The organism is Selenomonas sp. oral taxon 478 (assembly GCF_001189555.1).
GTDB lineage: Bacteria > Bacillota > Negativicutes > Selenomonadales > Selenomonadaceae > Centipeda > Centipeda felix.
Window position 1 is genome coordinate 35,290 of the sequence record NZ_CP012071.1, and the last position, 11,677, is coordinate 46,966.

Sequence of the window (11,677 nt, forward strand, 5' to 3'; positions counted from 1 at the left end):
CTTACTGCATCAGCACCAAATTATCCCGGTGTATGATCTCCTCATGTAATGCGTCCGAGACAAGACCTTGAAACTCCTGTGTCTGATGCCCCATCAGCCGTGCTGTATCCGCCGCGCCGTAGGCAGTGATCCCACGGGCAATCTCCTGCCCCAGAGGGCTGAGCACACGCACCATCTCGCCCGCGGCAAAGTCACCGTCTACTGCCGTCACACCGACAGCGAGAACACTCGCGCCGCGCTGCATCGCTGCCGCGCACCCGGCATCGACAGAAAGCTCTCCCGCGAGCTTCTTGCCAAAGGCGAGCCAGCTCTTGCGCGTCCTGAGATGTGCCTCACGCGCAGGGAAGATCGTCCCGATCTCCTCCCCACGCAGAATGTTGCGGATGATGCCGTCCTCATCACCGCGCGCAATCACCATCGTCGCACCGGCATTGCGGGCAATCTTCGCCGCCTCGATCTTCGTCTGCATCCCGCCCGTACCCTGTGCTGATCCGGCCCCGCCCGCAAGATGCTCAATCTCGGGCGTAATCTCTGCGATCTCGGAGATCAGCTGCGCCGATGCATCCGTCCGCGGGTTTGCCGTATATACCCCGTCGATATCCGAGAGGATAATGAGCGCATCGGCATCGACAAGTGCTGCAACAACTGCCGAGAGGTTGTCGTTGTCTCCGATTTTGATCTCATCCACCGCCACGGCGTCGTTCTCATTGATGATGGGAATGACCTGCATATCGAGCAGTGCGAGAAGGGCACGGCGCGAGTTGATGTACTGATGATGACGCGCCGCATTCTCCTTTGTCAGGAGCACCTGTGCCATCGTTCGTCCATACTCATGAAAGAGCTTCTCATAGATGTGGAGAAGGTATCCCTGTCCGATCGCCGCAAGAGCCTGCCGCGCAGGCACCGCTGCAGGACGTTCCTTCATGCCGAGCGCATTCATTCCCGCCGCAATTGCACCGGAGGAAACGAGGAGAATCTCCTTGCCCTGATTGGCCTCGTCGATCAGCTCACGCACAAGATGTTCGATGCGGCGCAGATTCATTCCGCCCGAGGGATGCGTCAGCGTACTTGTTCCAACCTTTACGACAATGCGCTTCGCCTCGGAGAGACGCGTCCGCGCATTCACAGCTCAATCCTCGGCTTGTCAAAGTTTCGTTTGAACAGGAGCCCGTTCCTGCCGATCACCTGAACGAGATTGGCGTCGGCGCGCTCGGCCAACATGGTAATCGCGTCCGCCGGTTCCTCCGGCGCATTCTGCAGAACGCGCACCTTGATCAGCTCGCGCTTTTTGATCGCCTCGCGTGCGGATGCCACCACAGCAGGACTGACTCCCTCCTTGCCGATCATGACGACCGCTTCCTCCGTCATGCCGAGGGAGCGCAGCTTTCGTATCTGCTTACTGGAAAGTGATTTTCGCAGCAACGTCTTTCCTCCGTTAATCCTGATAGTCGAACGCCATATCACCGATGTGGACGGTCATGCCTTCCTTGATGCCGCGTGCACGGAGCTTCTCATCCAGCCCCTTGAGCCGCCATATATACTGGAATCGGCGCACGGCTTCATCATTGTTGAAATTGGTCATGGCGACCAACTTCTCGATTGCCTTTCCCGAGACGACGAAATCGCCCGCATCGTTGCGTGAGATCGTCACCTTCTCGTCATCGTCCGCATTCTGATCGTAGACGACGACATCGTCCTCCTCCGCCTCCGGCTCAGGGACATAGGCGTCCAGCCACGCACCGACCCGATCGATCAGCTCCTGCACGCCTTCACGCGTCGCCGCAGAGATCGCAAAGAACGCGAGCCCCTCCCGTGCAGCAAGCTCCTTCAGACGCGGCAGATGCTCCGCCGCAGAGGGAAGATCAATCTTATTGGCGACGAGGAACTGTGTACGCCGTGCAATCTTCTCGCTGTAGCGTGCCAGCTCCGCATTGATCTTGTCGTAATCCTCCACCGGGTCACGGCCTTCGATCCCGGATGCATCCACAATGTGCAGGATCAGCCGCGTGCGCTCCACATGGCGCAGAAAGTCATGCCCTAGCCCCACGCCATCGGCGGCGCCCTCGATCAAGCCCGGAATATCCGCCATGACGAAGCTCTTCTCATAGTCCGTCTGGACAACGCCGAGGACAGGCGTAATCGTCGTAAAATGGTAGTCTGCAATCTCTGGACGTGCTGCCGAGCAGGAGGCAACAAGGCTCGACTTCCCGACACTCGGATAGCCGACCAGCCCAACATCGGCGAGCAGTTTCAGCTCAAGACGAAGCTTTCGTCCCTCGCCCGGCTCGCCGAACTCAGCAAAGGACGGTGCACGGTTAGCAGAGTTGGCAAACTTGGCATTCCCGCGCCCACCGCGTCCACCGCGTGCAATCACCGCCTCCATCCCGACTTCTGCGAGGTCGGCAAGCACCTCTCCCGTCGCCTCGTCCGTCACAATCGTGCCGGGCGGGACATCGACATAGAGAGGCGGCGCATTTTTACCGAACTGGTTCTTGTACTCACCATTCTCGCCGTTCTTCGCGACGAACTTGCGGCGATAGCGAAAGGAGAGCAGCGTATTCAGATTGCGGTCGGCACGAAAGATTACATCACCGCCGCGTCCGCCGTCACCGCCCGAAGGACCGCCCTTGGGCATAAATTTTTCATGGCGGAACGCGGACTTTCCATGACCGCCGTCCCCCGCCTTCACCGTGATCTGGGCACGATCGATAAACTGCATACGTCCCTCCCTCTTTACACAATAAGCTGTTCCCGCAAGTGCACCCACCTGCGAAAACAGCTTCTAAAAGAGCCTGTACTAGAGCGTACAGGCATCTCTGCATATCAAACTTCCGTGTGCTCTTAGACCGCTGCACCCGCGAGCGGATACACGCTGATCTGACGCTGATGGCGTCCCTTGCGCTCAAAGGCAACCTTGCCGTCAATCTTTGCAAAGATCGTGTCGTCCTTGCCGATGCCGACATTGTGCCCCGGATGGAAATGCGTGCCGCGCTGGCGCACGATGATGCTGCCTGCCGTCACATGCGTGCCTGCCTGCTCCTTCACGCCAAGGCGCTTCGAGTGGCTGTCACGTCCGTTGCGCGTCGAGCTGACGCCCTTTTTATGTGCAAAAAGCTGCAAATCAAACGAGAACAAATTGTTCACCCCTTTACTTCCTGAATCTGAATGCCTTTCGGGCTGATCTTTTCAATCTCTGCGAGGCCCATCCACATGGTTCGCAGAATCGCTTCACTGCGTTCATCCGGCGGTTCAGAGAGCCGCACACGGAGGTTGCCGCTCGCAATGTCATAAGTGACGGCGCGATGCAGATGCTCCATCATACCGAGAAGCGCGGACTGCGTGAGCGCAGATACGCCGGCACAGACAATATCCTGTCCGCGTGCCGCCGTTCCGCTGTGCCCTGAAACAGCATAGCCGTCGATCATCCCGTCTTCATTCACGAAGATCTTGACCGAAATCACGGATTAGCCCTCGATCTTCTCGATAACGACCTTCGTGAACGGCTGACGATGACCCTGACGCTTGCGATAGTTCGACTTCGCCTTGTACTTGAAGACCAGGATCTTCTTACCCTTACCGTGTGCCGCGACCTTGCCCGTCACCTTCGCACCGTCCACCATCGGACGACCGATCTTGACATCTGCGCCATTGACAACGGTCAGAACCTGGTCGAAAACGACAGCCTCGCCCTCGCCCGCCTCGAGCTTCTCCACAAAAATGGTATCGCCCTCAGCGACCTTGTACTGCTTGCCGCCCGTCTTTACGATTGCATACATGAAAACACCTCCCTATCACGTTACTCGCCGGCTGCGGTTCGGCAGCGCCGATTGTATGACCTCGCCGTGCGGTTGGGGATGGGCTTTCGCCCAAACAGGCTATGCGCCTACATTACGGGATAATAGCATATGAAAAGGGCAGTTGTCAAGGCGGAGATTGGACAGCCCCTATTCCCACCCACTCACCAGATGCTTTGCCAGCAGGAGGGCAAGGATGCCGAGCACGATGCTCAGCGCGATATAGGCAAGGGCGACGGCGAGCTTTCCGTTCTCGATGAGAGAAAGCGTTTCCAACGAAAAGGTGGAGAATGTCGTAAAGCCGCCGCATATCCCCGTCTGGAGAAAGAGGACAAGGCGCGGGTCAAGGCCGCTCTGACGTCCCGCCAGACCGACAACGGCGCCGATGGCGAAACAGCCAAGGACGTTGACAGCAAACGTAGCAAGAGGAAAACCGCTCCCGAGTTTCGGCACGACCTGTCCCAGCAAAAAGCGCAGAATCGCTCCGACCGCACCGCCAAGCCCGACGGCAAGGACGCTCATTGTACCGTCCCCGCACGCAAATGTGCCACATCGTTCATGCGCGTCAATACAGCAAAACCGTCGTCCTCGAAGCGGATGCAGTTCACCGCCGTGTTGAGCTGAGAAACATGCCAGATCGAGCGGATCGGCATGGCGAGTATGTCAGCGATCAGAATGCGGATCGCCGCCCCGTGAGAGACGATGATGACGCGCTCACCGCGATGCTCTGCGGCGATCGTGCGCACGCGCCCTGCGATGCGCTTTTGGAATACGGAAAAATCCTCACTGTCCGGGATGTTCGCATGCTCCGGATCACGGTAAAAATGCTTCAGCGTCTCGGGATCCTCGGTGTTGATCTCACTGAAGAAGCGCCCTTCCCATGCCCCGAAGTGAAGTTCACGCAGGGCAGAATCGGGGACGACGGTCAGACCGAGCCGCGCTGCAAGCGGTGCCGCCGTCTCCATCGTCCGTATGAGGTCACTTGCATAGAACGCATCTGCATGGTCGACGTCGAGATGCTGTCCGAGCAGTGTCGCCTGTGCGTGTCCCTCCGGTGAGAGCGGCACATCTGACTGTCCCTGAAAACGTCCCGTCTTATTCCACTCGGTCTCCCCATGACGTATGATGATAATTTCCGTCATTTCCCTTCCCCTTCCTATGATTTTCTATGCGCGAATCTCACAGACAACGCCGCCCGAGATCAGCCGTTCCTGACGCATAAAGGCATACGTGCCGCAAAATTCCTGTGCCAGCTGTTGCGTACGCGCGTCGATCGCCGCCGTCGACAGATCGGATGCCCAGAGTGCACCGACCACCGTACCGCTGTGTGCCACCAGTACACCGAGCGCCCCTCTGCTCTGCGCCGCCGTGATGAAGCGTTCCAGCTCCGGCTTTTCTAGGTGCTGCTGGTTGCGCCGTGCGCTCTCAGTCGCCGCCTGTCCGAGGAGACGCTCTTTTTCTGCCCCACGCACGGCAAATGCCTGATCGACCGTATGCAGCAGCGCGCGGTAGGCGTCGTCCTGGTCGCCTGCATTGCCCTTGCTCTGATAGTAGGCGATGGTATCGACCTCACCGCCCGCATCAAAGATGGAGATGCCGAGCAGCGGAACATTATGGTACTGACCGAACAGTTCCCCCGTCGTATGACTGACATGCGAAAGCCCCGCAAAGGCAATGCCGTCACTCGGCTCGATGGCGATGGCGATGTCCATGATCTCGCGTCCCGTCAGTTCCCGTCCGTATGCGCGTGCTGCGGCATAGGAGACCGCTGCTATATCCGCACTCGAGGACGCCATTCCCTTTCCCTGCGGGATCTCCGTCTCCAGGCGGATGCCAAAGCGAAACGCCTCCTCGCCGATGTGGGCGAGCGTCCGACGTAGTGCTTCCTGCGCCTTCGTTCCCAGTCCATGCATCCCCGTGAACGCATCCGAAACTGTCGCCGTCGCATACATGCTGATCGGTGCAGTGACGAGAAACGGCGTTCCCGCGAGAGCGCCCTCGATCAACTCCCCACAGGACGCAGGTGCCTTTGCTATAATTTCCATAATAACCCCCAAATGTTCGGATGTGTTGATGCCAGAGAAAATACGGCGAGAACCAGAGTCTCCGTCAATACGGTGACCGCGCCATAGACATCACCTGTCACGCCGCCGAGGATGTTGGTGATCGTGCGGCAGAGAAGAAGTGCAAAGAGCACGCCTAAGAGCAGCGAGAGTGCCGCCAACACACCCCACGGCAGGACAAACACCGCTGTCGTCACGGCAGCGATGAGAACAGTGCGTCGGTCTGCCATATCGGCAAAGGTCTTTCCGACGCCTTCCGGACGGGCGTACGGAAAGAGCGCGATCGCAAGCACCATGGCAAGCCTGCCGATGATCGGCATGACAAAGAGTGCGGGCACAAAGAGGAGCGGATGCATATCGGAGATCAGGGCAAACTGCACGAACATGAGCATGACGAAAGAAACGACGCCAAATGCGCCCGCACGGCTGTCCTTCATGATCTCGAGCTGACGCGCGCGCTCCCGCCCCGAGAAGATGCCGTCCGCCGTATCCATAAAGCCATCCGCATGGATGCCGCCCGTCAAAAGAATCGGCAGGATGAGGATCAGCACACACGTCAGCGACCGCATCCCGAGAAAATAGATGAGCACCCACGCCGCAAGCATGTAGCACAGGCCGAGCACGAGCCCCACCAACGGGAAAAAACGCGTACTGCGCCCAAAGTCCTCCGCCGTCCATGTCGTCTGTCGGACAAAGCGAATCCGTGTGAGAAACTGAAGGCCAATCAAAAAAGAATGCATAGAACCGATCCTTAACGATAGAGCGAGAACAGATAGGCAAAGAGCAGAAAGAGAACCGTCACCGTATACATGAGCCGTATCGCGCCCAAGATATGTTTGGGGGCAATGTCCATGTGGGCGTCGCCCATATAGGCGCGGAAGTGCTTTTGCCCAAAGTAGTAGTTGATGCCGCCGAGTCGAATGTGCAGCGCGCCCGCCACAGGTGCCTCTGCATATCCGCCGTTCGGACTGGGATGTCCCGCCGCGTCGCGCCGCAGGATAAAGAGTGCGTTGCGTGCATCATAGCGCAGGAGAAACGCCGCCATCACAAAGAGGATGCCCGTGATGCGCGCGGGAACATAGTTCAGCACATCGTCTACACGCGCCGCCATACGCCCGAAGTAAAGATAGCGGTCATTCTTGTAGCCGAGCATGGAATCCATTGTATTCGCTGCCCGATAGAGCACGGCGAGCGGCGCGCCGCCGAGGAGAAAGAAAAAGAGCGGCGAGATGACCCCGTCCACTGTATTCTCCGCGACGGTCTCAATCGCCGCGCGCGCAGCGTCCTCCTCGTCGAGCTCCGCCGTATCCCGCCCGACGATATAGCCGACGCGCACCCGTGCACCCACAAGGTTGTCCCCGTCGAGCAGGGCATAGATTTCATGCCCCGCCTTTGCCAGTGACCGTGGAGAGATACAGAAATAGAGCAGGATGATTTCGAGGACATCTGCCCCCCATGCCACAGGCAGATGCCGCGCGGCAAGGATCAGCCCCTCCGCCGCAGCGTAGGAAATTGAGAGGACAATCAGCACCAGCAGCGTCCCCATGGCAAACTTCCTGTCGTCTCCCCCATGGGATGGATAGAGGTGCCGATCCAGCCATCCGATAAATCGCCCGAGAAAGGCGACGGGATGCAGGCGGTTCTGCGGATCTCCCGCCATCGTATCGAGAAAAAACGCCGCCATGGCGGCGATGGGCGAGGCGATCATCGTGCATCTCCGGCCGCAATGATCGCCGCCAGTTGATCCATATCGAGACTCCGCTGCACCGTCGCAGCCAGGCGGTCATAGGCGTGCTCCTTTTCCGCCCCGTAGCGGTACTGGATGGGAAGCTCCTCCATGCCGCGCCGCGCGCGCAGGCGATTGAGCACTGCCCGACGGAAATGATCGTCGTCAAAGATGCCGTGGATATACGTGCCCGCGATTCGCCCGTCTGCCGAGACCGCACCGTCCCATACCGACTCTCCTGCATTGCCTGCACGGACGATGCGGAAGGGACGGCATACCTCCTCGGCAAATGTGGTGTCGCCCATGTGGATCTCATAGCCCCGCATCCCGTGCACAGAGATGTTCTCCCCCAAGAAGGGAAACGCTGCACAGTCCGCCGTGACCTGCCTCAGATGCTTGCGCGCGGCAAAGGTCGTCGTGAGCGGCAGATACCCCAGCCCCTCCACCGCATCATGCTCCGACTCGGTATGGAGCGGGTCGGAGATCCTCTCCCCGAGCATCTGATAACCGCCGCAGATCCCAAAGAGCGGCGTTCCCGCCGTGACGCACGTACGAATAGCATCCGCGAGGCCTACCTGTCGGATGTGGAGGAGATCCTCCGTCGTATTCTTCGAGCCCGGCAGGAGGATGAGATCCGGATGCCCCAATTCCTCGGGCGTGCGCACATAGTAGAGCGCGACATCCGGCTCGTGTGCCAGCGCGTCAAAGTCCGTAAAGTTCGAGAGTTTCGGCGTGCGAATGACCGCGATGCACAGCTGTCCATCGAGGGCGGCCGCATCGCCATAGTGCTGCTCGTCGAGGGAGACGGAGTCCTCCTCGTCGATGCCGAGCGCGTCGATGTGCGGGATGACCCCAAGGACGGGCTTTCCCGTCTTTTTTTCCAAAAAGTCAAGGGCAGGCGTCAGGAGGCTCACGTCACCGCGAAATTTGTTGATGACAAGCCCCTTGACAAGCGCGCGCTCCTCCGCGTCGAGCAGTTCCAGCGTCCCCACGAGAGAGGCGAGCGCACCGCCGCGGTCGATGTCGGTGATCAGGAGGACAGGCGCACGGAGATGCTTTGCCACGCGCATATTGACGATATCGTTTGCCTTGAGGTTGATCTCGGCGGGGCTGCCCGCACCCTCGATCACGAGCAGATCATACGCGGCACGCAGGCGATCCAGCGACACCGCAACGGCCTCCCACGCCTTGAGCGAATAGCCCGTGTGGTATTCCCGCGCACTCATATTGCCGACCGGTTCGCCCATGATGACAACCTGTGACTGCGCGTTCCCCGTCGGTTTGAGGAGGACGGGGTTCATATTGACTTCGGGGGCGAGTCCCGCCGCCTCTGCCTGCGCAACCTGTGCCCTTCCCATCTCCCGCCCATCGAGCGTGACATAGGAATTCAGCGCCATGTTCTGCGCCTTGAAGGGCACGACACGCTTGCCCTGCTGATAAAAAATACGGCAGAGTGCCGTCGTCAGGATGCTCTTGCCGACGTGGGAACTCGTCCCCATCAGCATGATGCTCTTTGCCATTTACACCGCCTCCGCCAGTTTTTTTAGATCAACGGGAATGCCGCAGGTGACGAGATAGACCTTTGCCGCGCAGCGGGCGAGCTGCTGATTGGCAAGCCCCGCCATATCCCGATAGAGCCGCCCAAGGCGATTGGCGGGAACGATCCCGTCCCCCACCTCATTCGTGACAAAAATCGTCGTCGCATCGGCTTCCTCAGCGGCACGAATGAGCGCATTGATACGCGCCTCGACATGGCGTGCAAAGGAGTCGCGCTCCTGTTCCTCCTCCGAATACTGGAGCATATCGTTGCTGAGAAACATCGTCACACAGTCAAAGAGGATGACGCCGTGCGCCTTCCCCGCCTCCCGTATGGCATTCTCAGAGGAAAACGGTGCCTCGTAGGTCGTCCAGTCTGCGGGACGGCGCGACTGATGCAGATCAACGCGCAGCTGCATCTCTGCATCATAGATCTGCGCTGTCGCAATATAGGCGACGGCCGTGCCGCTCTCTGCGGCGCAGCGCGCCGCACAGCGTTCGGCAAACGAGGATTTGCCCGAGCGGACGCCGCCTGTTACGAGAATGATCTGCCCCATTGATGACACGCCTCCACAAAATGCTCCGCCGCACTGCGGCATCCTGCAAAGTGCAGGTGCAGATAACTGCCAAGCGTATTACTCCGACGATGTCCTGCTGGATACTGCGCGCCGCTGCGCAGTTTCGTCAAGCGGAAGGGGCGATCCGCCTCTTCCGCCTCCGTCTCATCGACGGAAAAGTGAAACTCATGCCCGTGCAGGATAAGCCCTGCCGCACCGAGTATCGTATCCTCTGTCTGCTCCGCCTCCACGTAACCGACCATCTGCAGGCGTTCGGTCATGCGCGCCCGCGCCGCGAACACCCCTGCCATCTCATGCTCTGCTCCCGCAAAATCCACCATGGAGCGCATGAGATACATATAACCGCCGCATTCAGCGTAGATGGGCATCCCCGCCTCCGACGCTGCACGTATCGCAGAGCGCATCGCCGTATTCCGCGCCAAATCTGCGGCAAACATCTCAGGAAAACCGCCGCCGATGATGATGCCGTCCACATCCGGCAGTGCCGTATCGTGCAGCGGACTGAACTCCACCAGCTCCGCGCCGCATGCACGGAGTTCGTCGAGACTCGCCGCATAGTAGAAGGAAAACGCCTCATCGCGCGCAACGGCAATGCGGCACGGATGCAGCGGCGGGAGTTCCTCCCCCGCTGCAGACGAAAGGGGCGGCGCCGTATTCGCCAGAGCCATAATGCGGTCGATGTCGAGCCCTGTCTCAACACATGCCCCAAGACACTGAATCATCGCCTGCGCTTCATGCTCCTCCACGGGGGTCAGGCCAAGATGACGCTCAGGAAGGACAAAAGAAGCATCGCGGCGCAGCGACCCATAGACGGGCATATCGATCCCCGCCATAGCCGTGCGGACCATCGCCTCATGTGTCCCGCTGCCAAGGCGGTTGAGCAGTACACCCGCGAGGTTTACGTTCGGATCGTAGCGGCGGAAGCCAAGTGCTGTCGCCGCTGCAGAAGCTCCGACGGATTTGACATCCATGACGAGGAGCACGGGCGCATCCAGAACCTTTGCGATGGCGGCGGTCGAACTGATGCCGCGCCGGCCGCCGTCGTACAGCCCCATCACCCCCTCGATCACGGCGATATCTGCGCCGTGGCATTCGCGGACAAAGATCTCCGCGAGCCGTGCCTCGGGCACGAGCCATGTATCCAGATTATGCCCCGTACGCCCGCCTGCAATACGATGATAGCCGAGGTCGATGTAATCGGGTCCGACCTTAAAGGACTGTACGGAAAGGCCGCGCGCCCGCAGTGCCGCAAGCAGTCCTGCCGTCAGCGTTGTCTTTCCTGCCCCCGACTGCGTTGCCGCGATCACGATGCGCGGAATATTCCACTGCATGATGTGCTCCTCAGGGACGGGTGTTGTCGATCATATACATCAGCGCATTGACTGCCGCTGCCGCAATCGGACTGCCGCCCTTCGACCCTTCGACCGTGATGTAGGGAACGATGCCGTTTGCGGCGAGCTCCGCCTTGGACTCTGCCGCACCGACAAAGCCGACGGGAATACCAACGATACAGGCGGGGCGAATCCCCTCCTCACGGACCAGGCGCAGAACCTCAAAGAGCGCCGTCGGTGCGTTGCCGATGGCGACGATACTGCCGTCCATATCCTTGCCAAACGTACGCATGGCGACCATTGAGCGCGTAATCCCCTCCGCCTTTGCGCGTGCGGCAACATCGGGATCTGCCACTAAGCAGTGCACCGTACCGCCGAACGAGGCGAGTTTCTTCTTGTTGATGCCCGTACGCACCATCTCGACATCCGTATAGATATCGACCCCGCGTTTCAGCGCGGCAATCGCCGCGTCGATCGCCTGCGGGTGTACGCGCGTAATGGGCGCATAGCCCACATCTCCCGAGGCGTGAATGAGACGCGAGTAGAGCTTCGTCTCACGCTCGTCGAGATGCAGCTCCGCCAGATGCGGTGCGATCAGCTCCATGCTGCGATTTTCAATGGTCATTGGCTCTTTGATAAAATCCATGAA

15 protein-coding genes are annotated in these 11,677 nt (G+C 59.6%); all 15 read right to left on the minus strand.

All coding sequences use genetic code 11. From position 1 onward, the window contains the following. Position 1: 1 nt before the first annotated feature. The 15 genes from proB to ADJ74_RS00270 all read right to left on the minus strand — a co-directional run bounded on the left by proB (position 2) and on the right by ADJ74_RS00270 (position 11,674). A complete protein-coding gene (proB, locus tag ADJ74_RS00200) occupies positions 2-1,126 on the minus strand; it encodes a glutamate 5-kinase (RefSeq protein WP_050340952.1) in 1,125 nt (374 codons plus the stop codon). Beyond that, positions 1,123-1,422, minus strand: coding sequence for a YhbY family RNA-binding protein (locus ADJ74_RS00205; RefSeq protein ID WP_050340954.1), 300 nt, complete (start codon positions 1,420-1,422; stop codon positions 1,123-1,125). The genes proB and ADJ74_RS00205 overlap by 4 nt, the downstream gene beginning before the upstream one ends. Positions 1,423-1,435: 13 nt before the next feature. After that, positions 1,436-2,719 carry a GTPase ObgE gene (gene obgE, locus ADJ74_RS00210; RefSeq protein ID WP_050340956.1) on the minus strand — a complete coding sequence of 428 codons (1,284 nt, stop codon included), beginning with the start codon at positions 2,717-2,719 and terminating at the stop codon, positions 1,436-1,438. A gap of 122 nt (positions 2,720-2,841) precedes the next feature. Then, positions 2,842-3,144: a 50S ribosomal protein L27 gene (rpmA, locus tag ADJ74_RS00215; protein ID WP_006691322.1), complete on the minus strand. Its 303-nt coding sequence runs from the start codon at positions 3,142-3,144 to the stop codon at positions 2,842-2,844. Beyond that, the gene (locus ADJ74_RS00220; RefSeq protein ID WP_050340959.1) at positions 3,141-3,461 is read right to left on the minus strand and encodes a ribosomal-processing cysteine protease Prp; all 321 of its coding nucleotides are present in this window, start codon (positions 3,459-3,461) and stop codon (positions 3,141-3,143) included. The genes rpmA and ADJ74_RS00220 overlap by 4 nt, the downstream gene beginning before the upstream one ends. A 3-nt stretch (positions 3,462-3,464) precedes the next feature. Beyond that, positions 3,465-3,776 (minus strand): 50S ribosomal protein L21, encoded by a 312-nt coding sequence (rplU, locus tag ADJ74_RS00225; protein ID WP_006691324.1) that lies wholly within the window; start codon positions 3,774-3,776, stop codon positions 3,465-3,467. A 168-nt stretch (positions 3,777-3,944) separates the two neighbouring features. Then, entirely contained in the window at positions 3,945-4,316 is a 372-nt protein-coding gene (gene crcB / locus ADJ74_RS00230; protein ID WP_050340961.1) for a fluoride efflux transporter CrcB, read from the minus strand. Beyond that, entirely contained in the window at positions 4,313-4,936 is a 624-nt protein-coding gene (locus ADJ74_RS00235) for a histidine phosphatase family protein (protein ID WP_050340963.1), read from the minus strand. Before ADJ74_RS00235 ends, crcB begins: the two co-directional genes overlap by 4 nt. Positions 4,937-4,960: 24 nt before the next feature. Further along, entirely contained in the window at positions 4,961-5,839 is an 879-nt protein-coding gene (locus tag ADJ74_RS00240; protein WP_050340965.1) for a GHMP kinase, read from the minus strand. Beyond that, positions 5,827-6,597: an adenosylcobinamide-GDP ribazoletransferase gene (gene cobS, locus ADJ74_RS00245; protein WP_050340968.1), complete on the minus strand. Its 771-nt coding sequence runs from the start codon at positions 6,595-6,597 to the stop codon at positions 5,827-5,829. Before cobS ends, ADJ74_RS00240 begins: the two co-directional genes overlap by 13 nt. Before the next feature lie 11 nt (positions 6,598-6,608). Beyond that, a complete protein-coding gene (gene cbiB / locus ADJ74_RS00250) occupies positions 6,609-7,565 on the minus strand; it encodes an adenosylcobinamide-phosphate synthase CbiB (RefSeq protein ID WP_050340970.1) in 957 nt (318 codons plus the stop codon). Beyond that, positions 7,562-9,103: a cobyric acid synthase gene (locus ADJ74_RS00255; RefSeq protein WP_050340972.1), complete on the minus strand. Its 1,542-nt coding sequence runs from the start codon at positions 9,101-9,103 to the stop codon at positions 7,562-7,564. The genes cbiB and ADJ74_RS00255 overlap by 4 nt, the downstream gene beginning before the upstream one ends. Then, positions 9,104-9,676, minus strand: a complete 573-nt coding sequence (gene cobU / locus ADJ74_RS00260; protein ID WP_050340974.1) for a bifunctional adenosylcobinamide kinase/adenosylcobinamide-phosphate guanylyltransferase — start codon at positions 9,674-9,676, stop codon at positions 9,104-9,106. Then, a complete protein-coding gene (locus tag ADJ74_RS00265) occupies positions 9,655-11,028 on the minus strand; it encodes a cobyrinate a,c-diamide synthase (protein ID WP_050340975.1) in 1,374 nt (457 codons plus the stop codon). Before ADJ74_RS00265 ends, cobU begins: the two co-directional genes overlap by 22 nt. A gap of 10 nt (positions 11,029-11,038) precedes the next feature. After that, positions 11,039-11,674: a precorrin-8X methylmutase gene (locus ADJ74_RS00270; RefSeq protein ID WP_050340977.1), complete on the minus strand. Its 636-nt coding sequence runs from the start codon at positions 11,672-11,674 to the stop codon at positions 11,039-11,041. Positions 11,675-11,677: the final 3 nt, after the last annotated feature.